This is a genomic window from Lutimonas vermicola, from assembly GCF_038433205.1.
GTDB lineage: Bacteria > Bacteroidota > Bacteroidia > Flavobacteriales > Flavobacteriaceae > Lutimonas > Lutimonas vermicola.
Genome location: NZ_JBCDNA010000003.1, coordinates 19,124 through 44,564 on the forward strand (window position 1 = coordinate 19,124; position 25,441 = coordinate 44,564).

22 protein-coding genes are annotated in these 25,441 nt (G+C 38.3%); 10 read left to right on the plus strand and 12 right to left on the minus strand.

Going from position 1 to position 25,441, the window contains the following annotated elements; all coding sequences use genetic code 11:
* Positions 1 to 17 precede the first annotated feature (17 nt).
* The 10 genes from AABB81_RS12035 to AABB81_RS12080 all read left to right on the plus strand — a co-directional run bounded on the left by AABB81_RS12035 (position 18) and on the right by AABB81_RS12080 (position 11,346).
* A complete protein-coding gene (locus AABB81_RS12035) occupies positions 18 to 689 on the plus strand; it encodes a peptidoglycan recognition protein family protein (protein ID WP_342160794.1) in 672 nt (223 codons plus the stop codon).
* Positions 686 to 2,143, plus strand: coding sequence for a M14 family zinc carboxypeptidase (locus AABB81_RS12040; protein WP_342160795.1), 1,458 nt, complete (start codon positions 686 to 688; stop codon positions 2,141 to 2,143). The genes AABB81_RS12035 and AABB81_RS12040 overlap by 4 nt, the downstream gene beginning before the upstream one ends.
* Positions 2,144 to 2,156: 13 nt before the next feature.
* A complete protein-coding gene (locus tag AABB81_RS12045) occupies positions 2,157 to 4,454 on the plus strand; it encodes a TonB-dependent receptor (protein ID WP_342160796.1) in 2,298 nt (765 codons plus the stop codon).
* 34 nt (positions 4,455 to 4,488) lie between these two features.
* The gene (locus AABB81_RS12050; RefSeq protein WP_342160797.1) at positions 4,489 to 5,613 is read left to right on the plus strand and encodes a PQQ-dependent sugar dehydrogenase; all 1,125 of its coding nucleotides are present in this window, start codon (positions 4,489 to 4,491) and stop codon (positions 5,611 to 5,613) included.
* A gap of 147 nt (positions 5,614 to 5,760) precedes the next feature.
* A complete protein-coding gene (gpmI, locus tag AABB81_RS12055; protein WP_342160799.1) occupies positions 5,761 to 7,284 on the plus strand; it encodes a 2,3-bisphosphoglycerate-independent phosphoglycerate mutase in 1,524 nt (507 codons plus the stop codon).
* A 126-nt stretch (positions 7,285 to 7,410) separates the two neighbouring features.
* Positions 7,411 to 7,821, plus strand: a complete 411-nt coding sequence (locus AABB81_RS12060; protein WP_342161575.1) for a BT0820 family HAD-type phosphatase — start codon at positions 7,411 to 7,413, stop codon at positions 7,819 to 7,821.
* A 221-nt stretch (positions 7,822 to 8,042) separates the two neighbouring features.
* Entirely contained in the window at positions 8,043 to 8,645 is a 603-nt protein-coding gene (locus tag AABB81_RS12065; protein ID WP_342160801.1) for a DUF4254 domain-containing protein, read from the plus strand.
* Positions 8,632 to 9,684 carry a glycosyltransferase family 9 protein gene (locus AABB81_RS12070; protein ID WP_342160802.1) on the plus strand — a complete coding sequence of 351 codons (1,053 nt, stop codon included), beginning with the start codon at positions 8,632 to 8,634 and terminating at the stop codon, positions 9,682 to 9,684. The genes AABB81_RS12065 and AABB81_RS12070 overlap by 14 nt, the downstream gene beginning before the upstream one ends.
* Before the next feature lie 79 nt (positions 9,685 to 9,763).
* Entirely contained in the window at positions 9,764 to 10,570 is an 807-nt protein-coding gene (map, locus tag AABB81_RS12075; protein ID WP_342160804.1) for a type I methionyl aminopeptidase, read from the plus strand.
* 11 nt (positions 10,571 to 10,581) lie between these two features.
* Positions 10,582 to 11,346 carry a class I SAM-dependent methyltransferase gene (locus tag AABB81_RS12080; protein ID WP_342160806.1) on the plus strand — a complete coding sequence of 255 codons (765 nt, stop codon included), beginning with the start codon at positions 10,582 to 10,584 and terminating at the stop codon, positions 11,344 to 11,346.
* A 26-nt stretch (positions 11,347 to 11,372) separates the two neighbouring features.
* On the opposite strand, the gene AABB81_RS12085 is transcribed toward AABB81_RS12080, so the two are convergent.
* The 12 genes from AABB81_RS12085 to AABB81_RS12140 form a co-directional block, all read right to left on the minus strand.
* Complete coding sequence (locus AABB81_RS12085; RefSeq protein WP_342160807.1) at positions 11,373 to 12,161, minus strand: SH3 domain-containing protein; 789 nt, start codon at positions 12,159 to 12,161, stop codon at positions 11,373 to 11,375.
* Positions 12,162 to 12,168: 7 nt separating this feature from the next.
* Positions 12,169 to 13,929 (minus strand): BatD family protein, encoded by a 1,761-nt coding sequence (locus AABB81_RS12090; RefSeq protein ID WP_342160808.1) that lies wholly within the window; start codon positions 13,927 to 13,929, stop codon positions 12,169 to 12,171.
* Positions 13,930 to 13,981: 52 nt separating this feature from the next.
* Positions 13,982 to 14,824, minus strand: coding sequence for a tetratricopeptide repeat protein (locus tag AABB81_RS12095; protein ID WP_342160809.1), 843 nt, complete (start codon positions 14,822 to 14,824; stop codon positions 13,982 to 13,984).
* A gap of 1 nt (position 14,825) precedes the next feature.
* Positions 14,826 to 15,860, minus strand: a complete 1,035-nt coding sequence (locus AABB81_RS12100; RefSeq protein ID WP_342160810.1) for a VWA domain-containing protein — start codon at positions 15,858 to 15,860, stop codon at positions 14,826 to 14,828.
* Positions 15,861 to 15,871: 11 nt separating this feature from the next.
* Positions 15,872 to 16,873, minus strand: a complete 1,002-nt coding sequence (locus AABB81_RS12105) for a vWA domain-containing protein (protein ID WP_342160811.1) — start codon at positions 16,871 to 16,873, stop codon at positions 15,872 to 15,874.
* Positions 16,860 to 17,852: a hypothetical protein gene (locus tag AABB81_RS12110; protein WP_342160812.1), complete on the minus strand. Its 993-nt coding sequence runs from the start codon at positions 17,850 to 17,852 to the stop codon at positions 16,860 to 16,862. The genes AABB81_RS12105 and AABB81_RS12110 overlap by 14 nt, the downstream gene beginning before the upstream one ends.
* Before the next feature lie 41 nt (positions 17,853 to 17,893).
* A complete protein-coding gene (locus AABB81_RS12115) occupies positions 17,894 to 18,760 on the minus strand; it encodes a DUF58 domain-containing protein (protein WP_342160813.1) in 867 nt (288 codons plus the stop codon).
* Between the two features lie 89 nt (positions 18,761 to 18,849).
* A complete protein-coding gene (locus AABB81_RS12120) occupies positions 18,850 to 19,854 on the minus strand; it encodes an AAA family ATPase (protein ID WP_342160814.1) in 1,005 nt (334 codons plus the stop codon).
* A 132-nt stretch (positions 19,855 to 19,986) separates the two neighbouring features.
* Positions 19,987 to 20,805, minus strand: a complete 819-nt coding sequence (panB, locus tag AABB81_RS12125) for a 3-methyl-2-oxobutanoate hydroxymethyltransferase (RefSeq protein WP_342160815.1) — start codon at positions 20,803 to 20,805, stop codon at positions 19,987 to 19,989.
* Positions 20,806 to 20,897: 92 nt separating this feature from the next.
* Complete coding sequence (locus tag AABB81_RS12130) at positions 20,898 to 21,395, minus strand: CvpA family protein (RefSeq protein WP_342160816.1); 498 nt, start codon at positions 21,393 to 21,395, stop codon at positions 20,898 to 20,900.
* Between the two features lie 8 nt (positions 21,396 to 21,403).
* On the minus strand, positions 21,404 to 24,547 hold the full coding sequence (locus AABB81_RS12135; protein WP_342160817.1) for a UvrD-helicase domain-containing protein: 3,144 nt from the start codon (positions 24,545 to 24,547) through the stop codon (positions 21,404 to 21,406).
* A 98-nt stretch (positions 24,548 to 24,645) separates the two neighbouring features.
* Positions 24,646 to 25,407: a transporter gene (locus tag AABB81_RS12140; RefSeq protein WP_342160818.1), complete on the minus strand. Its 762-nt coding sequence runs from the start codon at positions 25,405 to 25,407 to the stop codon at positions 24,646 to 24,648.
* Between the last annotated feature and the right edge of the window lie 34 nt (positions 25,408 to 25,441).

A 25,441-nucleotide genomic window follows, 5' to 3' on the forward strand; every position in this document is an offset into this window, starting at 1 on the left:
AACTTCATTTTCACCCGATGCTAAAATCAGGACTTTGCATTTTTTTAGTTTGCCTTAGTCTCTTTTCTTGCAACTCCTTTAAAATCAATGACAATCCCGTAGTTTTTGATGAGGAAAGAAAACAACTGAGTATCGATTATCTGGAAAAAAGATATGGGATAATTAAAAACGAGCCCACGATCAATCCTCGAATGATTGTTATTCACTGGACTGCAATTCCCGGATTTGAAACCTCATTTGATGCTTTTAAAGAAAGTAAACTTCCTAATTCGCGTCAAGATATAACCAATGCCAGCGCTTTGAACGTATCTGCTCATTTTCTTGTAGATCAAAATGGAAAAGTATATCGTCTGCTACCTGAAAATATCATGGCCCGACATGTGATCGGACTGAACCACTGTGCCATTGGTATTGAAAATGTTGGAGGAACCCCAAATATGCCTTTGACAAAAAAACAACTTAGATCAAATATCAAACTGATCAAATATTTAAAGGAGCAGTTTCCAGAGATCAACTACCTCATTGGCCATTATGAATACACCCAATTTGAAAACCATCCCTTATGGCTCGAAATAGATAAAGGCTACAGAACCGAAAAATCAGATCCCGGCAAGGATTTTATGAAAAAAATTAGAAAATCAACGGCATCTTTACATTGGGAAATTGTGCCAGACAACTCAAAATCATGACTAAATATTTTTTGCTATTGTTAGTTCCCTTCTTGGGTCTGGCCCAAAAACAAACATTTGATCAGCGTTTATTTGATTCATATGAAAATTTCAGGGAAACATCAATTGATAAACGTCGGTTTAAGCACAGAGACATTCAACCTCTCATTGATAGCCTAAAATCAGAAAAGGGTTTTGAAATCAACTTGTTGGGTAAGTCTATTCAAGGACGCACTATTTCTATGATAAGTGCTGGTGAAGGAGAAACGCAAATATTGTTATGGTCGCAGATGCATGGTGATGAACCAACGGCAACGGCCGCGATGTTCGATATTATCAATTATTTTAAAACCGACAAAACCCTGCTAAAAAATGTCAAAGTGCATTTTATTCCTATGCTGAATCCTGATGGTGCCGAAATCTTTAATAGGCGCAATGCCATTGGAATAGACATAAACAGGGATGCACAGAGGCTGCAATCACCTGAATCGAAATTACTTAAAAATGCAAGGGATAGCCTGGATGCAGATTTTGGTTTTAACCTTCATGATCAAAGCAAATATTACAATACCAAACAAACCTTGAAACCTGCGACGATTTCATTTTTGGCCCCTGCATTTAATGCTGAAAAAGACATTAACCAGACAAGAGGCAATGCCATGCGCGTCATCGCTAAAATGAACTCCGTGCTTCAAAGATACGCACGTGGTCAAATAGGGAGGTATTCGGATGAGTTTGAGCCCAGAGCTTTTGGCGACAATATGCAAAAATGGGGAACTAGTACCATACTCATTGAATCAGGGGGGTACTATGAAGACCCGGAGAAGCAGTTTATCCGCAAACTCAATTATGTAAGCATCTTATCAGCTATCGAAAGCATCTCATCCGATAGCTATCAATCAATGACACTTGATCAATATTTGTCAATTCCTAAAAATGATCGGAAACTCTTTGATCTTAAAATAGAAAACCTGGCTTTTTCCTATCTGGGCATGGATTTTAAAATAGATATAGGTGTTAATCGGTATGAGATAGAAAACAAGGACCACAGTGAATTCTATTATGTTGGAAAGATTAGCGATATAGGTGATCTTTCGTCTAATTTTGGATATGAAACCGTAGATGCCGAGGGGTTTACGTTTAAGGTTGGAGAAACTTACCCAAAAATCCTGAATGACTTTGACGATTTTATGGCCTTGGATTTTTCAACGCTCCTTTCTCAGGGTTATACTTCTGTAAGCATCAATAATTTACCCGAAGAAATCAAATTTACATCAATGCCCATGAATATTATTGACATAAAGAAGATCAAAATTCCCAAAAATAACAGCATACCATCTCCTCATCTGAAATTGGGTAAGGAAGCAACTTTTTTACTCAGCAAAAATGAAAAAGTAGTCTATGCCATCATTAATGGTTTTGTTTATTATGTGAGTGAAGGGAAAAACACCGTTAAAAACGGAGTAGTCAAATAAATATCATTAAAAAATGAAACTTCAAGTAGGGCCATGGCTAAAAATATCCATAATTCTGATATTTATTTCATCATCGCTAAACGGTCAATCATTTCAGGGAAAGGTCATAAGCGCCGAGAACACGCTTGAAATTCATGATGTAGAAATACTTGATGCCTTTGGCAATATTCAAGGTCATACAGATTTCAATGGAAGTTTCTCTCTTGACAAACCGGGGATTTATTTGTTTATAAAGGAGGGATATGCCAGTGTTTCAATGAACATCGAGGGTGCAGAATACATCGTTGTTGAGCTTTACGAAAAACCTCTGGATCTGGCTGAGGTAGTCATAAAATCGAATCATTTTCAAAGTGCTTTAAAAGAGATCCCTTCAGCAATTACTATTATTCCGAAAAGACAGCTCAAAAGTAATGATGGTGTCAATATAGCACCCATCCTCAATAGTGTCCCGGGAGTTTATATGCACAACGGCACCCTCGGTACCAACAGGATCACCATAAGAGGTATTGGTTCAAGAAATTTATTCGGAACGAGCAAAATCAGAGCTTATTATCAAGACATCCCGCTTACCAATGGTTCTGGTGAAACAACCATTGAAGATATCGAACTTGAAGGAATCGCTCGCATGGAAGTGCTCAAAGGGCCTTCCTCCAGTATTTATGGTGCAGGTCTGGGAGGCACTATTCAGCTTATTCCGGACAAAGGCCTCTTCAATTCGCGTGCAGTTCAAACTTCCTTTACTTTCGGATCCTTTGGCCTGCAGAAATTTTGGATCAACACAAACCTCGCCAACAAGCAAAATTCAGCTAAAATCAGCTATTCCAATACACACAGCGATGGATACAGGGATAATAATGAGCTTGACAGACAAACAGTGACCGTGGCTTCAAATCACTATTTAAATGAGCGTAATAACCTAAATATCATTGCCAATTTCATTGATCTGAAATCATATATTCCGAGCTCCCTTGATGCCGAAGATTTTGAGAATGATCCCACAAAGGCAGCTTTTACATGGTCAGCATCAAAAGGGTTTGAGGATTATTCAAAATTTTTGCTCGGCCTTTCCTGGCAACATGAATACAGCGAAAAATCAAAACAGATCAGTAGTATATTCGGAAGCCTGTTAGATTCCTACGAAGCGAGACCCTTTAATATTCTTGAACAAAATACAAATGCTTTTGGCCTTAGGAGCAGATTCATTCAAAATGCAAACATCTTTCAAAAAAAGCTGCAATGGACAGTGGGCTTAGAATTTTTCAATGATCTAAATCGATTGAAGACCTTTGAGAATCTCTATCAGGATTATCCACCGGGTACCGGCAGTGTCAAAGGGTCTGCCCTGAGTAACTTAAAAGAAAACAGGTATTATTTTAACTTCTTTGCAGAAGGTAAATACCACTTGTCAAAAAAATTCCTTATCAATCTGGGCCTTAATTTAAATCAAACCTCCTACACGCTTAGCGACGATTTTAATGAAGGAATCAATGATGCTTCAGGAACATACAGCTTCGATCCAATCATCTCACCAAAAATTGGTCTTAGCTATCAATTGAACAAAACCAGTATGTTCTTCGCTTCGGTGAGTCATGGATTTTCTCCTCCAAAACTTGAAGAAACGCTGTTGCCGGATGGCCTGATCAACAATGAAATACAGCCGGAGACAGGATGGAACTATGAAGTTGGAAGCCGTGGAAAAATCTTTAAAAACATTTTTAATTATGAGGTTTCGGCCTATTTCATGGATATCGAGAATCTTTTAGTTGCCAGAAGGACCGGTGATGACCAATTCATAGGGGTTAATGCCGGTAAAACAGTTCATAAAGGCCTTGAAATTGGATTAAATTATTTTTTGCTTGACAACCAGCGGGTTCAGTTGAGCCATACAAATGCCTTCAGTTTTAACGATTACAACTTTGATGAATTTCAAGATCTTGACAATGACTATTCAGGAAATGACCTTACAGGAGTTCCTGATAAAACCTTCTTTTCCCAGCTTTACCTGAATACTTCCTTTGGGTTTTATGCCTATATGAATTACCAATACATCGGTGAGATCCCTATACGTGATGATAATAGTGTTTATGCTTCTTCTTATCAGCTGGTAAATTTAAAAACCGGATTTCGAAAGGATTTTGGCGATCATTTACAATTTAATGCCTTTCTGGGATTCAATAATATCTTTAACGAAACCTATGCCTCCATGCTACAAATCAATGCAGGAAGCTTTGGCAATAATGCACCCAGGTATTATTATCCGGGAAATCCTCAGAATTACTATGTCGGGCTGGATCTGAAATACGTATTCTAAAAAATCGTACTTTTACGCTTTAATTATGATTGACATGAAAAAATTTACCGCACTGCTGATCCTTTTATCTTTTTCTCTTACTCAATGCCAGAAAAAAAACGAATTTATCAGCCAGGATAATCTGGGTTATAAGGCCGAAACTGTAGTGGATGGATTAGATATTGCCTGGGGAATGGAGTTTCTTCCGGATGGTTCGATCCTTATTGCTGAACAGGAAGGTAAAATGATTCTTTTTAAAGATGGTAAAAAAACCCAGGTCAAAAATGTTCCTGAAGTAATGTACGAGAATCAGGGAGGCTTACTCGATCTTAAATTACATCCTGATTACGTCAATAACGGCTGGATCTATTTTTCCTTTTCAGGGAATGTTGAAAATGATGACAAAGGATCGAATACAACAATAATGAGAGCTCGTTTAAAGGATAATGAACTCGTCGACAAGGAATTGATCTACAAGGCAACACCGAATACGAAAAAAGGCCATCACTTTGGTTCCAGAATAGAATTTGATAAAGATGGCTACCTGTTTTTTTCAGTTGGAGACCGGGGAAACAGGGATGTTAATCCGCAAGATATAAACCGTGATGGAGGCAAAATATACAGGCTTCACGACGATGGAAGCATTCCATCCGACAATCCTTTTGTTCAAACAACAGGAGCCAAGGCAGCCATTTATTCATATGGTCATCGAAATCCTCAGGGGATGGACATGAATCGTGAAACCGGTGAAATCTGGGTACACGAGCACGGACCTCAGGGAGGAGATGAAATCAATATTATAAAGGCTGGAAAAAATTATGGATGGCCCTTAATTACTTATGGCATTAACTATGATGGCTCAGAAATCACTAAGGATACTGATTTGCCCGGAATGGAGCAACCCTTGCATTTTTGGGTACCGTCAATAGCCCCTAGTGGAATGGCCTTTATCAACAGTGACCGTTACCCCGGATGGAAAGGAAATCTTCTTGTGGGATCTTTAAAATTCCAATATCTGGATCTGGTTTTTCTTGAGAATGGAAAGGTAGTCAAGGAGGAAAAGTTGATCGAAGGTATGGGCAGAGTAAGAACTGTAAAGGAGGCTCCGGATGGCTATATTTATGTCTCAATTGAACAACTTGGAATCGTCAAACTGGTACCCACAGCTTCTCAAAAATAAGTTCTTCATCCCTTTTTTCAAGGCCGCACAGTAGGGAGTTCACATCTTTTATTTTGCAGGTTCCGGATATTATTTTCCTGGAAAACATACGAGAAAATACAATTGTTGCGTATCTTTGCATTTCAATTTTTCAATACGAAAACAGCCATGGGAAAAAAAGTTATTTTGATCATTTTAGACGGATGGGGTGAAACACAAAATCCAGACGTCTCAGCTATATATAAAGCGAAGACACCATTTTTTGATTCTTTGATCGAGAATTATCCCAACGCCAGTTTAAGAACAGATGGCCTGCACGTAGGTTTACCTGAAGGGCAAATGGGAAACTCTGAGGTAGGGCATATGAATCTGGGTGCTGGCAGGATTGTGTATCAAGATTTTGTTAAGATCAATAATGCGGTTGCCAGTGGATCCATTGCTGATGAAAAAGTGATTAAAGATGCTTTTGAGTATGCGAAAAAGGAACATAAAAAAGTACATTTTTTAGGTCTTCTTTCAGATGGAGGTGTGCATTCACATATCGATCACCTCAAAGGGCTTTTGAACGCGGCTGATAGCTTTGGTTTGGAAGATGTCTTTGTTCATGCTTTTACAGATGGGCGGGATGTTGACCCAAAATCCGGGCTGGGTTTCGTCAAGGAAATTGAAGGCCATATGAACAAATCAACCGGAAAATTGGCCAGTATTTGTGGAAGGTATTATGCCATGGACAGAGATCAGCGCTGGGAACGGGTAAAACTTTCATATGATGTGATGGTCAATGGAATTGGGGAAAAATCTCAAAATGCAGTCGAAAGCATACAAAAAAGTTATGATGATGGCGTAACAGATGAGTTTATAAAACCCATTGTTATGGTTGACAATCATCAAGATCCCATTGCTAAAATAGAAGATAATGATGTCATCATTTTCTTTAATTTCAGAACTGACAGAGGAAGACAATTGACCCGAGTGCTAACACAGGAAAATTTTCAAGAATACAGTATGCATACCTTGCCGTTGTACTATGTGACCATGACCAATTATGATGATTCATTCAAGGAGGTCGAGGTGATCTATCCCAAGGACAATCTTACGGAGACATTAGGTGAAGTATTGGAAAATCATCATAAAAAACAGATAAGAATAGCTGAAACTGAAAAATATCCTCATGTTACCTTTTTCTTTTCAGGGGGTAGAGAAAAAGAATTTAAAGGCGAAAAAAGGTTACTGTGCCCTTCCCCTAAAGTTGCGACCTACGATTTAAAACCCGAAATGAGTGCAGAAGAGATCAGAGATGCCATCATTCCTGAACTCAAGTCACGTGAGGCAGATTTTATTTGTTTAAATTTTGCCAATACTGATATGGTTGGCCATACAGGAGTCATGGAAGCTGCCATGAAGGCTGCTGAATCCGTAGATGCATGTTTGGAAAAAGTGGTAACTACTGCGTTGGAGAACCATTATTCAAGTATTATTATTGCCGATCATGGCAACAGTGAAAAAATGATTAATGAAGATGGCTCGCCAAATACGGCACATACAACGAACCCGGTTCCTTTGATTCTTGTTGAAGAAAAAAAGGAAAATGATATAAAAGATGGTGTTCTTGGAGACATTGCACCAACTATTCTTGATCTTTTAGAGATCCCTCAGCCGGATTCAATGACCAGACATTCATTGTTGGATTAAAATAGCCCGTAAGGATAAAATAGCCGGTTAGGTACGAAAAAGTACAATTAGCCGTTTAACTATATGTTAAAGTTTTTTTGAATGAAGACTTTATAATGATTAGATTTGAAAAATTTCAAGATGAAAATGTTACCTAAAAATTCTTTGTTAATTGCCGTTGATTTCGATGGTACTATCGTTGAAGACGACTATCCAAGAATTGGGCCTGCCAAGATTTTCGCCTTTGATACTTTACTTGAATTGCAACGAAAGGGACACCGTCTCATTCTATGGACCTATAGATATGGTGAAAGGTTACAGGAAGCTGTTGATTTTTGTCAAAAAAATGGCCTTGAATTTTATGCCGTAAACAAAAGTTACCCGGAAGAAAAATTCGACGGGAGTATCAGTAGAAAAGTGAACGCCGATGTATTCATTGACGATAGAAATGTTGGTGGACTGCTGGGTTGGGGAGAAATATATCAGCAGTTATTGAAAACAGAAAAACCAAAAGAGCACAAGTCTAAAAAAGGACTATTCGGGTTTTTTAAAAGCTAATATTTACTTTTCAAAATCATATCACACTACTTTCCGGCATCGTCATCCAGTACAATTTTGACCTATACTTTACTAAATTTTTTACTTTTTTACCTTATCTTTATCGACAATATCAAAGGATTATAAAATCATATTATGATATCCTTTCCAAAGTTATACTCTTTCCTGAAAAGTCAGATAACTTTCTCAAAACCAAACATGTAAAAAAATCCATTTTTGTAATGAACGCGACGCAAGCCTATACCATTTTTGAAAAAAGTATTAAAGATTATCACACTAATGATCAAATAGATACCCCAATTGATAATCCCTATGACAAGGAAGACATCAAACATCTTTTTTACCATAAAAATTGGATAGATACTGTTCAATGGCATCTTGAAGATATTATTCGCGATCCTGAAATTAATGCCATGGACGCTCTAAAAATCAAAAGGCAGATTGATGAATCCAATCAGGTAAGAACAGATATGGTGGAGTTTATTGACAGTTACTTTTTGGATCTTTACAAAAACGTTTCTGTTAAAAACAATGCCAAGATCAATACGGAGAGTCCTGCCTGGGCATATGACCGCTTATCTATTTTGGCACTTAAAATTTACCATATGCGTGAAGAGGCAACCAGATCTGATGCATCTGACGCCCACAGGAGTTCATGCGAGAAAAAATTACAGGTTTTGTTGGAACAGCAAAAAGATCTTTGTACTGCGATTGATGAACTGTTGGAGGATTTTCAAAATGGCGATAAATACATGAAAGTTTATAAGCAAATGAAAATGTACAATGATGATAATTTAAATCCTGTACTTCGTGCCAGAAAATGAACTGAACCGGCCTAAACACATACTGATTATGCGATTGTCTGCTATTGGTGACGTAGCAATGATCGTACCTGTAGTTTTAGCGCTTCGCCAACAATATCCACTGCTGAAGATTACTGTGGTCTCAAGGCCTTTTTTCAGAACTTTTTTTTCTTCTATACCCAATGTTCAATTTTATCCGGCTGACGTCGAAAATTCCAATTCCGGGCTTCGCGGTTTGTATCAATTATACAGGAGTTTATCGCAATTTGGGATTGATGCTTTTGCCGACCTGCATGACGTCTTACGATCAAAGATTATCAAAACCTTTTTTAAACTGAACGGGGTCCCCGTATCATCCCTGAATAAAGGAAGGAAAGAAAGAAAAAAATTAACGGCCTTAAAGACTAAACGCATTACATCCATAAAACCAATCTTGGAGCGCCATGCCGAGGTATGCGCAGCGTTAAGGTTACCCATATCGCTATCTGAAGTTACGCTGCTTCCTAAAAGAGAAATATCACTTGATATTGAACGAATTACCGGTAAAAAAGATAAGAAATGGGTGGGTATAGCCCCTTTTGCTACTTATGAAACTAAAATGTATCCACTGCATTTGATGAAAGAGGTCATCAAAATAATCCTCAAGGAGAATTATCAAATTTTCTTGTTCGGAGGAGGCGATAAGGAAGTGGAACAATTAAACGATCTGGCTACTGTTTCAGATAAATGTATCAATATTGCCGGTAGAATCAGTTTCGATCAGGAGTTAAATTTGATTAGTAACCTCGACGTCATGGTCAGCATGGATTCCGGCAATGGTCATATGGCGGCAATGTTTGGGGTACCAGTGGTTACGATGTGGGGAAATACACATCCCTATGCCGGTTTCGTTCCATTTAGACAACCTCTCGAAAACAGTCTGATACCTGATCTTGAAAAGTATCCTTTCCTCCCAACTTCTGTTTATGGAAACAAAATTGTTCCAGGTTATGAAGACTGTATGAAAACTATTAAACCTGAGGTAGTTGCAAAAAAAATTACCATGGTATTAAATAACTAAAACCAGCGTGATATTGAAGATTTGATTCGCTTTGGAACAATATCTTTTTACAGTATCTTTGCGGCATTAAATGCAAACCATGATAAAAATTAAAACCCGTGAGGAGATCGAATTGATCAGAGAAAGTGCCCTTATAGTTTCGATGACTCTTGGAGAAATTGCAAAAGCGATCAAACCAGGAATCAGCACTTTGGAGCTTGACAAAATTGCCGAGGAGTTTATCAGGGATCATGGTGCCAAGCCGGGTTTTTTGGGTTTGTATGATTTTCCCAATACCTTATGTATGAGCCCCAATGAACAAGTTGTTCATGGTATACCAAATAAACAACCCTTGGTGGAAGGAGATATTATTTCTGTTGATTGTGGAGCTCTTAAAAATGGATTCTACGGTGATCATGCCTATACTTTTGCTGTGGGTGAGATTGATATTGAGACGAAAAAACTTCTGGAGGTGACGAAAGAAAGCCTGTACCTGGGAATCAGAGAATTTAAGATCGGCAACAGGGTTGGTGATGTAGGCTATGCCATTCAGCAATTTACCGAAAAACATGGATACGGAGTGGTAAGGGAACTCGTTGGGCACGGTCTTGGGAGAGAGATGCATGAAGATCCTGAAATGCCAAACTACGGACGACGTGGTAAGGGAAAGAAATTCCTGGAAGGAATGGTAGTTGCGATCGAACCGATGATCAATTTAGGAACCCACAGAATAAGGCAATTTAGCGATGGCTGGACGATAAAAACAGCTGATGAAAAACCAAGCGCCCATTTTGAACATAATGTGGCTATAGTAAACGGTAAGCCCGAATTACTGTCTACTTTTGCCTTTATCAATGAAGCCTTAGGTATTAAAACTAATGAAGAGGCCGAATTCAGGGCTTTATAAGCTGCTATTACATGAAGATCTTTAAGTTTGTGCTCAATACTGTTCCTCGTCCCTATTTGATCAAATTGAGTTATCTGGTCAGTCCTATCCTGGCCTTTTGGTTAAAAGGAGACCGATATACTGATCCTATTGATGGAAAAAGCTTTAAACGCTTTTTGCCTTATGGATATGGTGCTCAAAGACCCAATGTTTTATCGCCAAGCACGCTATCCCTGGAACGCCACCGTTTACTTTGGCTCTATCTTAAAAACGAGACCGGGTTTTTTACAAAGCCCCTCAAGGTTTTGCATATGGCTCCTGAGCAATGTTTTTTGTCTCTTTTTAAAAAGATGAAACACCTTGACTATACAACCGCCGATCTTTATTCCCCCATAGTGGATGTCAAGGCCGATATTCTCAACCTGCCATTTGAAGACAATCAATTCGACATCATTTTGTGCAATCATGTCCTGGAACATATTGAGGATGATGCAAGGGCAATCAAAGAGCTCTTTAGGGTAATGAAATCAGGTGGAATGGGGATTTTTCAGGTCCCTCAGGATATAACCAGAGAAACCAGTTATGAAGATGACACCATTCAAACTCCCGAAGACAGAGCAAAACATTTTGGGCAATATGATCATGTCAGGATTTATGGCAGAGATTATTTCGATCGATTAAGAGCCGCCGGATTTAAAGTGGAAGAAGTAGATTATTCTAAAACATTGCCCGATGGACTTGCTGAAAAATATTGTTTAGCTAAAGGTGAGGTTTTACCGGTTTGTTTCAAGCCATGATCCCAGGGAAGCCTAAGTACGGCTTATCAGATCTCCTTAATAGCTGCTGCATTGATCCAACCCATTTTACCATCTGCAATCCTGATCTTTTTCCAATTATCGAGCGTTTCTAAAATAAGCACCTTGGTCCCTTCATGCAGCTCAAAATAAACATCGCTTGAATTTGTAGGAGCGCTCTTTACCTCTACCTCAGTCGAAAATACGATTGCTTCTGTATTGCGATCAACATAATGTTTGTTTCTGTACGAAAAGAATAAACTCGTTGTGACAAAAATCACTGATAAAATACTGGTAACAAAATAAATACGTTTCTTTCGGGTACTGTATGAAAAGTGGTACATCAGAAACAAAACAGCAAAGACAAAAGCCAAACTAACTGCTATTTTTGACCAGGTTTCATAAGTAAACCTCAAAACGACGTCATTCATGAATTTTTGCCAGAGACTTCTCGGAAGGGGTTCAATATTATCAAGAATCGTCCTGTTGGCAAATTCCAGATTAAAGAGAATGTCCTTGTCATTTGGCGCAAGTTTCAGGGCTTTCTCATAGTAATAGATGGCAGGAGCAACCTGATTGGATCTGTAATATATATTAGCCATGTTATAATAAAGAGAAGCAGATTCAAGGTCCTGTTTTTCAATTTTCTGATATGCCTGTAAAGCCTCTAAATATTTTTCCTGCTGATATAATTTATTAGCAGCAGTAAACAAACTATCCGGGGTCTGGGCATGGAGTTGCATTCCCGACCCGGAATAGGTGCAGATCGCAATCAGCGCAATGTAAAATAAACCTTTCAATACTTTACTTTTAAACATTTATCTACTACAATTGTTTGTCAATTTTTGCAATAACCTTTTTGGCATTTTCATATTCCAGCTTCATCATAACATCCGTAGATGGCGTATAACGGGCATAGTCGCAATTCTCCAATACCTTGCCAAACTCCTCAATAGTTTTCTCATCTACCTGCTTTTTATCTAATATCTCAGCAATTTTTTCTCTTGAAATCTCTGAAGTTTCAACGTGCAGCTTCGCCTTGAGATAATTGTGAAGTGCCTTTTCCAATGCGATATAAAATGCCTCCTTCTTCCCAAGCTGTTTTCTAGCCTGTGAAAGATATTTTCTTGCCAACCTATCGGCCTTCCTTCTTTTATTTCCTATGATATCACTGTCTCTTTGACGTTTCTTCTTCCCTATAAAAATACCCAATGGAATCGACAATAACGGCAGGATCATCAGGAGATAAAACAGATCCGAAAGAAAGAAATCTTCCTCCTTAAGGGTTGAAACGAAGTCAGTTTTCAAATGAATATATCGAATGTCTCCTTCATTTATAATCACATCCTGTTTGCCCGACACAATTGGTTCATCAGCTATATCCCTGCCTTGTAAGGCATTCAACATGATTGGGTCAGTTTCAATCGAATAATATTTTTCCTCCTTAGGGTTGAAATATGAAAACGATACTCCGGGGATTTTAAATTTACCCCGTGATTGCGGTACTACGGCGTATTGATCAAACACGCTTCCCGACAGACCATTTAGGGAGGTAGTGATATTTTCTTTGTGTTCAGGTTCATATACTTCCAATCCGTTTGGAGTTGAAATTCCGGGAAGTTTAACAAGTTTTAAATTTCCCTCACCACTTAATTCAACCTTAATCTGAGCTGATTCATTAGCTTTCAGATCAGTTTTGCTAGGGGTTACCCTGAATTTGAAATCACCGACTGCCCCAGAAAAATTAAACGGTTTATTTTCTGACGGCAACTCCTTGACACGAATGATCTTTTTACCTGAAGTCAAGGTAAAGTTCACATCATTCATCAACATGTTTCCAAAAAAATCTCTTCTTCCAATGGGAACACCGGCTGTTATTTCCATTTCCAGTGGTTCTATTTCGAGGTTTCCTGACTTATGGGGAATTAAAACTGTTTTTCTAACGATAACATATCGATGTGGTTTACCTCCGTAAGTGCCGTTCTTTGCTACCCATTTTTTAACATCAATATTCTGGTTCCAGAAACCATTAAAAGATGGTGAAGAAGTTTCTCTTGTATTCTGCACATTCACCTGGTTGATGTCGACGTATAATTTATAAACCACCGAAATGCTTTCACCAACGTAAGGACTCAAATCAGAAACCTCGGCTACCAAATGCACATTTTGCTGTGCTAGATATCTGGGGTCATTCGGGTCCTCGGGAATCTCAATCGCATCCGTAACGCTTATTCGTACAGTATTCGATTTGATCACTTCGTTCTCATAGGTCACGGTAGCTGACGGTATGGTAAAATTACCCTTGGCAGTAGGTTGCAGGATATAGGTATAGGTCAATTTATAGGAGGTTTTTCCATTGATAGATGAAAAACTGCTCGATTGACTCGGCCCGGCAAGAACTTTAAAATTTTTAAAATCAGGTGGTGTAAAATCATCGCCTCCCTGACGGTCAATGGAAAACTCGATTCTTAATCTTTCGTTAAGACCCAGTTCAGTTTTACTCACAGTCGTTTTAAACGTTACCTGCGCGATGACGTTTTGTACTGCAATCAGCAGTATTACTATGAATAAATACTTCTTTTTCATTTTTTAAGCTCTAATCCAAATTCCTCCAAAAGACGATTAAACTAACTTTGATTTACCAGTCTTTTTCCTGGTTTACCTTTCTCCCTTTGGCCTTTTTGGCATTCACTTTCTGTTGTGTTTTGTTCTCTTCATTATTCATGGCCTCCAACAACTGTTCAATCTGCTGTTGGCTCAATTGATTTGGCTGAGGCTGTTTATTCTGTTCTTTTTTATCGCCTTCATTTGGCTCATCCTTCTCATCTTCCTGATCATTTTCATCATTTTTATTGTCTCCTTCATTCTTGTCCTGTTCTTTCTTTTCATCCTCGCCTTGATCTTCCTTTTGATCCTTGTTCTCACTATTCTGGTCCTGGTTTTGATCCTGATTCTCGTCTTTGTTCTGATCTTCGTTCTGATCCTTATTTTGATCTTTATTATCCTGGTTTTGCTGCTGGTCTTTGAGTAATTTCTGAGCAAGTGCCAGGTTATATCTTGTCTCCTCGTCATTCGGATTCAAGAGCAAGGAGTTCTTATATGCCGCTACTGCTTTATCATACTGCTTCTGTTTCATCATCACATTACCGATATTGTGAAATGATTTCTCGCGGGTATCCTTATCGCCTGCACTTTTGGCTACCAATTCATATTGTGGTAAAGCTTCTTCAAACCTGTTCTGCTCGTACACTGCATTACCCAGGTTGTAGCCCGCGGTCTCATAGTTAGGGTTTTCCTTAAGGGCCTTCTTATACTTGACCTCAGCGTCAACAAACCTCTTTTGCTTAAACAAATCATTTCCCTTTCTAAGAATCTGCTTCTCAGCCAGTTTGATTTTAACCGGTTCCTGTTTTTCCTTCTCTTTATCCTGCGCAAACAAAGCAAAGGGTAAAAAGATCCAAATACAAATGATATATTTCATTTTACCTTTCATTAAACAAATTCAATTTCTGTATCCATTTGGTTTTCTTATTCAGCAAGAAAACGTCCAACACCAAGAATAAAAGACCAAATCCGACAAACCATTGGAACTGATCCTTGTAATCGGAAAACTGTTTTGATTCAAACTCCTTTTTATCCGCTTTAAGCAAAAGGTCTTCAACGTACTCAATGGTTTTTGAAGTTTTATTTCCGTAGATATACTTTCCTTCCCCGTTTTTCGCTATATCCTTCAGCGTTTCAACATTGAGTTTGGTGATTACAACTTCATCTTTATTATCTTTCTTATATCCCTGAAACTTTCCATTGACATTTATAGGGATAGGGCCACCTTTGTTGGTCCCGATACCAATTGTATAGGTTCTTATGCCTATATCAACGATCTCTTTTGCCACCTTTCCTGAATTTTCCTCATGATCCTCGCCGTCTGAAATCACGAAAAGAAATCGATTGGTTTGGGTATCATCGTCAAAAAAGGTTTTTGACAATTCCAACGCCTCGTTAATTGCAGTTCCCTGCGAAGACACCATGTCTGGGCTGGCATTTTGTAAAAACATCTTGGCGGCACCATGATCAGTGGTGATCGGAAGCAGCGGATAAGCGTTGCCGGCATATATGATGATTCCAACCCTGTCACTACCCAATTTATCAATGATCTTAGAGATGATCTGTTTCGATTTTTCCAGCCTGTTAGGGGCAATGTCTTCAGATAACATACTTTTTGAAACGTCCAGAGCGAAAACAATATCAACACCCTGTCTTTTCACTGTTTTGAGTTGGGTCCCCATTTTGGGGTTCACCATGGCTATGATCAAAAATGACAAACTCAATAATACAAAAATCATTTTCAAGACTGGTTTAAAAACAGATTTTTGAGGGCTTAATTCATTCAACAAAGCAACATCCGCAAATTCCCTTTGCTTTTTTACTTTCCAAAACCAGTTCAGAAGATACAACAGCAATAAGATCGCAACTGCGATAAACAAGTAAAAATATTTTGGCTCCTCTATTTGATACATATGCTCTTAACCTAGATAAAACTTCTGTAAACCGTAAATCTCAACAACATTTCCAATAAAATTAAAAATCCTGCAAACATCAATAACGGTCTGAATTTTTCCTGATAATTATAATATTTAAATTCTTCGATTTCAGTTTTTTCAAGCTTGTTTATTTCATCATAAATAGCCTCCAGCTTTTTATTTCCGGTTGCCCTGAAATATTTACCCTCTGTTTCAGCAGCTATATATTTTAACAGTTCCTCGTCAATTTCCACAGGGGCGTTTCTAAAAATGAGTTTACCGTTTAAATCTTTAGCTACAGGAAACAAAGCTGTTCCATTTGTTCCTAAACCAATAGTATAGACCTTGATGCTTAACTCCTTGGCCAATTCAGTTGCCGTTTTCGGATCGACGAATCCTGTATTGTTAACTCCATCTGTTAATAGAATAATCACTTTGCTTTTTGCCTTACTGTCTTTTAATCTATTCACCGCTGAACCCAGCCCCATGCCAATAGCAGTGCCATCCTCGATCTGGCCCCACCTTATTTTTCTGATGGTGTTTTGGATGATCGCCTTATCGCTTGTGATAGGAGTTTGTGTAAAACTTTCACCTGCGTATACCACTATTCCTATCCTGTCATTTGGCCTTTTTTGAACAAATTTACTCGCTACCTCCTTCAAGGCTTCAAGTCTGTTTGGCTTCAGGTCCTTTGCCAGCATACTGGCTGAAACATCTATAGCCATAACGATGTCTATCCCCCGGGTTGTTTTGGTCCTTTTACTTACCTCGACATTCCTGGGCCGTGCCAATGCAACAATCAAAACTGCAATTGCCAATAGCCTCAAGAGGTACAACAAAGGTTTTAACCTGGCCCAGATATTATCATGTTCAAAACTGGCAATACTGGGCATATGTAAATCTGCACTGTCTTTTTTTCGTACAAAAAAGTACCAAACAGCCATGAGCGGAATCAATACTAAAAACCACAGGTATTCCGGGTTTGTAAATTCCAAATTACTGCCCATCATCTTCTATTTCTTTAGGTTCTACTTTTACCGGATGCAAGGTGTCTATAATTCCTTCTGCATCCTCCCTGTGAAGGGCAATTTCATTTTGAAGCGGCTTCGATTTCGCAAACTTTACCAAATCGGCCTCCTGCAATAATTTTTGCAATTTCAAAAGTGTTTCTTTCGGAATATTCAAATTGCTGCTACTGTTGAAATCAGTAATAGTTTCTATCAATTCATCGGTTGTGGATTCCAAAGCCGGAATATTCAATTCCCTTTCAATAAAGGTCCTGACAATATCGGTTAGTTCCACGTAATATAATTTGATCTTGTTTTGTGAAATCAGCCCCTTCTCGTCTAATTCCTTCAACCTGATTTTAGCCGCATCGAAAGGAGGTATTCTCGAAATAAGTTCCTCCTCGGTAGGCTTGTCCCTTAAAACAAAGTAAAGGATCAACCCGATTACGATTAAAAGAACGATTAAACCCCAAAAATAATTCAGGTAATCACTGAACAAATAAGGTTCGTTCTTAATTTCCTTTATATGGTACATGGGCTGCTTGATCGTATCAACCTCAACAGTAGATACGTCAATAACTACTCGATCTGTTAAAAAGCGCTTATCCCTGATGAAAATTTCCTGACCCGGCAATACATAACGGCCACTGTCGAAACTGGTAAGCGTATACTTTTTTATCAGTTGATTCTTTAGAGAATCAATTTTATGAGAAGTCACGACCCCTATCCTGTTGAGACTATCAGATTCAAACTTTGGAAACCGAACATCTTGTGTCTCATCAACGATGATCTCATAATTGAACTGTTCTCCTATCCTGATTTGGGTAGTGTCTATTCTACTTGAGACCTGTGCGAAGCCCGAAAAATTTACCAGAAAAACCGACACCACTAAAATATTTCTAAAAAACACCGCAGAACCTAGGTTCCTTGAATCTTTCAGAAACTTCATGATGTTATATGTCGGATATAATAAATATCTCATTTTAGTATTTTCATTTTTCAGGCCTGGTTTTTCATGACCTGTTAAGCCCTTCTTTTAAAATATCCCAATAACTTCTTAACATAACTTTCGTCGACCCTGTTATTGATTACTCCCGATCCGCTTTTTGTAAAAGAGTCTTCGAAATAATCAACGGTTTTAAGATAGTGGGCGCGATAATTTCTTCGTACGATCTTCGAATTTGTATTTACAAGCACAATTTCACCGCTTTCAGCATCCCTCATGGGTACCATTCCCAGTTTTGGCAATTCTGTCTCAATTTTATCATAAACCCGTATTCCGGTTACATCATGCTTCTTGCCTACAATCTTCAAAGCATTATCATATCCGGTGTCGATAAAATCGGAGAGAATAAACACAATGGCCTTCTTCTTCATTACATTGGAAAAGTATCGCAAGGCATGGCTTAAATCAGTTTTCCTGCTTTTGGGTTCGAATTCAATCAACTCCCTGATAATTCGCAATACATGGGTCTTTCCTTTTTTTGGAGGAATAAACAGTTCTATTTCGTTGGAAAACAGCAATAATCCGACCTTGTCATTATTCTGGATAGCTGAAAATGCAAGTGTTGCACTAATTTCTGTCAGGATATCTCTTTTGAATTGCTGGGTGGTCCCGAATGATTCAGATCCGCTGATGTCAACCACAAGCATCATGGTCAATTCCCGTTCCTCTTCAAAAACCTTGACATAAGGTTCGTTATATCGGGCAGTAACGTTCCAGTCAATTGATCTTATGTCATCACCAAACTGGTATTGTCTTACTTCAGAAAAAGTCATACCACGGCCCTTGAAGGAGCTGTGATATTCTCCTGAAAAAATATGATCCGACAACCTCCTTGTCTTGATCTCTATCTTTCTTACTTTTTTAAGTAATTCTTTAGTATCCACTTGCCTGTATTCTAATTAAAATTCCCAACCCTTCATTCCTGCCAGATAAGATCCATCAAGAGTGTTTTTGTTGCTGATAAATAAACTGATTAAGGCACTTCAACCTCGTTCACGATCTTGTTTATGATGTCAACAGAAGTTATATTCTCGGCCTCGGCTTCGTAAGTGATTCCGATCCTGTGGCGAAGCACGTCATGCACTATGGCGCGAACGTCCTCCGGAATTACATATCCTCTTCTCTTAATAAAAGCATAACATTTGGCTGCCATTGCCAAATTGATACTTCCCCTTGGGGAAGCACCAAAACTAATTAGCGGCTTGAGATCAGTTAGTCGATAATTTTCCGGGTATCGGGAAGCAAAAATTATGCTGAGTATGTATTTTTCAATCTTTTCATCCATGTAAACTTCTTTTACAGCTGCCCTCGCTCTAGCAATTTGTTCTATGGATACCACAGGGTTTACATTATCAAATCCTCCTGCAAGGTTTTGCCTCATAATTATTTGTTCATCATCCATTTTTGGATAATCTATCACTGTTTTCAGCATAAATCTATCAACCTGCGCTTCCGGCAAGGGATAAGTTCCTTCCTGTTCAATTGGATTCTGAGTAGCGAGTACCAAAAACGGTTCCGGCAATTTGAAGGTAGAATCCCCAATAGTTACCTGATGCTCCTGCATAGCTTCCAGCAGCGCTGACTGAACTTTTGCAGGTGCTCTGTTAATTTCATCTGCCAACACAAAGTTCGCAAATATGGGGCCCTTTTTAATCGAGAAATCATTCTCCTTCATATTAAAGATCATGGTTCCTATAACATCCGCAGGCAACAAGTCAGGTGTAAATTGAATTCTGCTGAAAGAACCTTTAACAGCTTTAGATAAAGTGTTAATTGCCAGTGTTTTTGCCAAACCCGGGACTCCTTCCAACAAAATATGACCATCCCCAAGTAATCCAATAAGCAATCTTTCCAGCATATGCTTTTGCCCTACAATAACCTTGTTCATTTCAAGTTGCAGCAAGTCGACAAATGCACTTTCTCTTTCTATTTTTTCGTTGATCAATCTGATATCAACATTAGCGTTTTGTGTATCCATTTATCTTTTTAAATTTCAGTTCGTTTTTAGACTACAAGGGCAACAAATCTAAGGGTTAGCTTAGTTTTTCCTTGTTAAAATTTGGTTAAAAGTTAAAATAAAAAAACTCGCCAAAACGGCGAGAATCATAGATTAATACTGCTCTTCCTTATTTGGAAAATCACGGGATTTAACATCCAAAATATAATTTTTGAAAGCATCGCCCATTTCGGTATAGAGATCAAGATACCTTCTAAGGAATCTCGGACTGAATTCATGGGTCATTCCCAACATATCGTGCGTCACTAAAACCTGGCCGTCGACTCCGTCTCCGGCTCCAATTCCAATCACAGGAATGGTTATGCTTTCGGCTACCTCCCTGGCCAATTTTGCCGGCACTTTTTCAAGAACTATGGCAAAACATCCCAGTTCCTCGAGCAATATGGCATCAGCTTTTAGTTTATTAGCCTCTTCTTCTTTTCTGGCTCTAACCGAATAGGTGCCAAATTTATAGATCGATTGAGGTGTCAAACCCAAATGTCCCATAACCGGGATGCCCGCTGAAAGGATTCGCGTAACGGATTCTGAAATTTCTGCTCCACCTTCAAGTTTAACCGAATGACCGCCCGACTCTTTCATAATCCTTATTGCCGAATCCAGTGCCTGTCTTGAATTTCCCTGATAAGTCCCAAATGGAAGATCAACCACGACCAAAGCCCTTTCAATTGCCCTTACTACCGAAGATGCGTGATAAATCATTTGATCCAGTGTTATTGGCAAGGTCGTTTCATGACCTGCCATAACATTTGAAGCAGAGTCCCCTACCAAAATAATGTCTATACCTGCGTGATCAACGATCTTGGCCATTGTATAGTCGTAGGCAGTCAACATGGCAATTTTCTCACCGTGTTTCTTCATCTCAACCAAAGTTTTGGTTGTAATCCTTTTGTACTCCTTTTTTGCTGTGGACATAATTAAGATTTAGCAGGGCTAAAATAATGATAATTTCGATTCACCAACAGTGCCGTATTAAGTTATTTTATCTTCTCAATAAGGAGCAAGCCTTAATTTTTAGATTTAACTACTTTAACCAAATTGGGAAATATAGCCGGAGCAAAATTCTTGACCGGTTCATATAAAACAGATTCTTTGACTTTTTCCTTTTCAACAAAACGAAGCGAGGCATTAATCTGGTCATAGACAATCAAGACGATACTCAAGATCAAAGCGTACTTTAAGAGCCCAAAAATGGCTCCAACCAATTTATTGAAAAAGCCAAGCGCTATGGTTTCAGCAATTTTGGTCATGGCCTTACCCAATAAAACCAAGGCGATCAATATGATCAGGAATGTACCGGCAAATGAAACTACCTGAATCATAGACTCATCCCAACTCACGCTATCCTTGAGGAAATCTCCCAAAAAATATGAAAAATGAATAGCTCCGTAAACCCCGAGAACCAGTCCGACCAAGGTAGTGACCTCCACAAATAAACCTTTAATAAATCCATTGACCGTACCGAATATCAGGATAATCCCAATAATAATATCTATCGTATTCATAACTGTATTTAACTTTTTATTACCCTGATGTTCTCATCTATATAGACCAGAATTTTATCAAGCACATTATAATTCAATTTTTCTAAAACCAAAGCATAATTATCTATTTGAAGCCGGTGATTTTCATTGGGCTTACCTGTTTTATAATCTATCACCGTTACATCTTGTTGGTTTATGACCAATCTGTCAGGGATAATGACCTGACCCGAATCGGTAAAGATCTCCCTTTCGTTAAAGATAATTTGTCCGGGCCTAAAATATGGCTTGAGCAAGGGGTGTTCAACGATACTCAAAACCAGTGTACGCATAATATCTATTTCTTCTTTCGGCAAAATCCCTCTGTTGACAAATTGTTCAAGCACCTGTTCAACATCTTGTTCATGTTTAATTCTTGCCATCATTTCGTGGATCAGATTGCCGTACAGAATGGCTTCAGCTCGTTCAGTATCCCATAATAATTCTGAGTTGGCTACAATATGAATCTGATGATCATTCCATGAACTGCTTATAAACTCCTGCTGAATTTCGGCAAGTCCCTTTGAATCCTTCTTTGTAGCATTCCTTTTTTTATTGCCGTACTCATACTGCAAACAATTTTCTTTCAAACGCTCTTCCTCAGAGAGAAAATCCATAAATAACTGCGCACTTGTTCCGATCCGGTCATTTGATTTTTTTATCTCCGAAATAATATACAGCTGCTCAATGGCTCTGGTCAAACAAACATATAAAAGATTAAAACTGTCTAGTTCCTTTTCCTTTCGCTGTTCCTCAAAAATACTGGTTCCAAATGTCCCCGTCTTCTTAATCCCGGAGGAAGAATCAACCAGAATACTCTGAAAATCATCAAAGTGCTCCTCTTTCAATTCTGAATACCAAGCTTTTGGATCTCTTTCGTAATAAAGATCCAGATTATATGGAAAAATCACCACCGGAAATTCAAGGCCCTTTGACTTATGAATGGTCATGATTCGAACGGCTTGCAAATCATCAGAACTAACAATATTCAATTTTTCTTTTTTCTCCTCCCAATACGCTAAAAACGAAATGCTTTTCTGCGATTTTCTCTGAGTATAATCAAACACAAAATCCATAAAGAATTGTATAAAGGCATCTGATCCTTTTGTCAATCGAAAACTTCTGATGATATCTTCGACCCCTTCATAAATTGAATATTCATTAAATTTCAGGGCATCGTAAAAAAGCTGGTATCGCTCTAGTTCCCTGAATATTTCAGCTGAACTCCTTTTGATCAAATTTGCTAAAAAATCATGCCTTTCAGATGTAATGCCCAGATGGTCGTACAGAAAATTCAATACGGTAAATTTCGCGTCATCATTTGTGTCATCAGCAAGCATTTGCAGTAAACCAATGATAAAATTCACCTTCGCATTGTTCTTTATCAGTAAGGTTTCAGAGCTTACAATATCCATTCCCTGGTTTGTAAGGTACTTGGCAATAGACACACCTTCCTTTTTTTTCCTCACCAATATGCAAATTTCATTAGGGTTAAATTGATCCAAAAGACCCACAATTGTTTTATGAACCAATTGAGGATATATTTCATCCCTTGCCTGAGCATTCCTCTGGCTCTCTATAAATTGAAGGCTAACATAACCTCCTTTTTTAGAGTTCACCTTCTGAGCGTTTCCTATACTGTATAAATCTCTATAGTCATCGTTGCCAAAATGTTGAGAAATGTGCGTAAAAAAGCGATTGTTGAATCCTATTATTTCAGAGTGACTGCGGTAATTTGTATCAAGATTTTTAGTGAGTTTTGAGGTTTGAAATGGGTTAGTACCGTAGTCATTCTGATCCGAAGATAAATTGATAAACTGTTCGGCACGTCCGCCTCTCCATCTATAAATCGCCTGTTTTGCATCGCCCACCAACATTAATCCTGCACCTTCAGAACTCAGGGCATTATCGATTAAAGGTATCAAATTCTGCCACTGTAAGACTGAAGTATCCTGCATTTCATCAATAAAAAAGTATTTGAATCGTTCCCCCAATTTTTCATAGATAAAAGCCGCTGGCTCATTTATCAGGTGCTCACTGATCATTTGATTGAACTCGGCATTTAACCTGATATTATTATTTGTTTTGATCTCTTCAAGAGCCTGGTTAATACTATTGATTACCGCCAGTGGAACAAGGTTTTTCAATATGAGCTCATTCAATTTAAATTTTTCAAAAATCCTGCCGGCACTATGATAAAGATTTATCAAATCATCCGCCATGCCATCTATTGCCAAGCTTATCGCTGCCGGTTTATTCTTAGCATAGAATTTTCTTTGTTCAATATTCCTTGACAAACTGTTCTCTTTGTCAAAATCGAGAGATTCAGGTTGTTTCAGCATTTTAAGAAAAAATTTCGGAAACTGCGATCTTAAGAAATCGGTATGATCAATTCCCTTGTCCCGTAACAAATTCAAAGCCTCATTTGCTATATCCTCCAAAGATTTCAGATAGACCTTTTGCTCCTTTCTCAATTTGACTGAAAGTGCTGAAAAACTTGACAGGTCATTTTCAGCCAACTTATTCAGTTCTCTTGCATGATTTTCATTCAAAATGAGTTTCGAAATTTCAAAAAGATCCCTGCTTACATCCCAAGACCTGTCTTCAAGTGTTTTCTCTTTTGAAAATGATACTAAAAGTTTGGTCAACTCCATGTCAACTCCTATTCGAGACAAAACCTCATCCACCGCTTCCTTTAAAATAGAATCGGTATCAAGCTCCACTTCAAAATCAGAAGTAAGCCCCAGGTCAAAGGCAAAAGACTTAATCAGTTTATTGGTAAAACTATCAATGGTTTTAATATGAAAAGAAGCGTAATTTTTCAGTATATCCTGTAACCTTTCCCTTGACCTGTACTGCAGGTCACTGCGGTCAAGTCCTGTTTCAGCCATTAAAACAAGCAACATATCATGCTGCTCATCTTCCTTGTTCATGATAGAAAATCTTAGCAAATTCTCAAGGATACGGTCTTTCATTTCAGTCGCCGCCTTGTTTGTAAAGGTTATGGCAAGGATATGCTGATACAGCCTTTGATCAGAATTTTTTAAAATAATCTTTAAATATTCCTTAACCAGTGTAAAGGTTTTTCCGCTGCCGGCGGAAGCATTATAGACCTGAAATGTAGAAGGGTTGGCCAACAGTATAATTTTAAATAAAAGTAATGAAAATGGCCTTAAGCAAGGCCTGTTTATTTTAAAAATATGGCTGCCTTTGCAAAAGTCATAACCCGTTTATATCAATTCTCTTTTGGGGCAATGTTCCAGCTAAATCCAGCAGAAATATAATTCATGGTATAATTCAGGCCCGTCCCGAATGAAAAATCAATCTGGAAATTGTCTTTCAACAAATATGTAAATCCGGCATCAATGTTAGCTAAGTGTTCGTTAAATATCCCTATATCACCATAGGGCTCCACATATAATCCGGCCCTTTCGTTAATTTCAACACCTATCGCCAACGAATAGGTCAGAAAACCGTTCTCAATCCCAAAATAGTTATAGCCGACATTATATCCTAAACCGACCTTATCCCCTAACTGATGAGAGATGCTCAATTTATTTATCGTTCCCACTTTTTCAAAAGAGACCTCCTTCGTTCCGGTAGGGAGAATCATATGAGACAAAAATGCAATTTCAGTGTTTTTGTTTTCCTTTTTTAACAACTGAATTTTTACGCCTACTTCGAGGTCAGTAATCCCGGAAATTTCTTTACCCGAATTTTCCTCCTTTATATTCACATATTGATTCACGACTCTTATTTCCAATCCTTTAGAAATTCCATAGCGAAACAAAGTGCTCGGAATTGCTACTTCACGTAAAGAAATTTCTCCCTCTTCTGCATACCTGAACAACATGCCACTTTCGATTTGTAAACTGTTTTTAGGAACCGTCGACGAGCTCTCTGTCTGATCAGGCCTGTCAGTAACTATTTTCTGAGCAAAACTGACCGTATAGCTAAGGCAAAAAATACCTAAAATAATTACATTGAGTTTTTTCATTTGAATGGAAATGGGTTTTGTTTAGTCTTTTAAA

Coding starts and splice junctions, on each gene's coding strand:
- AABB81_RS12140 (WP_342160818.1), bottom strand. CDS start 25,407: ATGAAAAAACTCAATGTAATTATTTTAGGTATTTTTTGCCTTAGCTAT.
- AABB81_RS12090 (WP_342160808.1), bottom strand. CDS start 13,929: ATGAAAAAGAAGTATTTATTCATAGTAATACTGCTGATTGCAGTACAA.
- AABB81_RS12085 (WP_342160807.1), bottom strand. CDS start 12,161: ATGTTTAAAAGTAAAGTATTGAAAGGTTTATTTTACATTGCGCTGATT.
- AABB81_RS12050 (WP_342160797.1), top strand. CDS start 4,489: ATGAAAAAATTTACCGCACTGCTGATCCTTTTATCTTTTTCTCTTACT.
- AABB81_RS12120 (WP_342160814.1), bottom strand. CDS start 19,854: ATGGATACACAAAACGCTAATGTTGATATCAGATTGATCAACGAAAAA.
- AABB81_RS12095 (WP_342160809.1), bottom strand. CDS start 14,824: ATGAAATATATCATTTGTATTTGGATCTTTTTACCCTTTGCTTTGTTT.
- AABB81_RS12130 (WP_342160816.1), bottom strand. CDS start 21,395: ATGAATACGATAGATATTATTATTGGGATTATCCTGATATTCGGTACG.
- AABB81_RS12065 (WP_342160801.1), top strand. CDS start 8,043: ATGAACGCGACGCAAGCCTATACCATTTTTGAAAAAAGTATTAAAGAT.
- AABB81_RS12105 (WP_342160811.1), bottom strand. CDS start 16,873: ATGATGGGCAGTAATTTGGAATTTACAAACCCGGAATACCTGTGGTTT.
- AABB81_RS12080 (WP_342160806.1), top strand. CDS start 10,582: ATGAAGATCTTTAAGTTTGTGCTCAATACTGTTCCTCGTCCCTATTTG.
- AABB81_RS12100 (WP_342160810.1), bottom strand. CDS start 15,860: ATGTATCAAATAGAGGAGCCAAAATATTTTTACTTGTTTATCGCAGTT.
- AABB81_RS12045 (WP_342160796.1), top strand. CDS start 2,157: ATGAAACTTCAAGTAGGGCCATGGCTAAAAATATCCATAATTCTGATA.
- gpmI (WP_342160799.1), top strand. CDS start 5,761: ATGGGAAAAAAAGTTATTTTGATCATTTTAGACGGATGGGGTGAAACA.
- AABB81_RS12060 (WP_342161575.1), top strand. CDS start 7,411: ATGTTACCTAAAAATTCTTTGTTAATTGCCGTTGATTTCGATGGTACT.
- map (WP_342160804.1), top strand. CDS start 9,764: ATGATAAAAATTAAAACCCGTGAGGAGATCGAATTGATCAGAGAAAGT.
- AABB81_RS12035 (WP_342160794.1), top strand. CDS start 18: ATGCTAAAATCAGGACTTTGCATTTTTTTAGTTTGCCTTAGTCTCTTT.
- AABB81_RS12040 (WP_342160795.1), top strand. CDS start 686: ATGACTAAATATTTTTTGCTATTGTTAGTTCCCTTCTTGGGTCTGGCC.
- panB (WP_342160815.1), bottom strand. CDS start 20,805: ATGTCCACAGCAAAAAAGGAGTACAAAAGGATTACAACCAAAACTTTG.
- AABB81_RS12110 (WP_342160812.1), bottom strand. CDS start 17,852: ATGAGATATTTATTATATCCGACATATAACATCATGAAGTTTCTGAAA.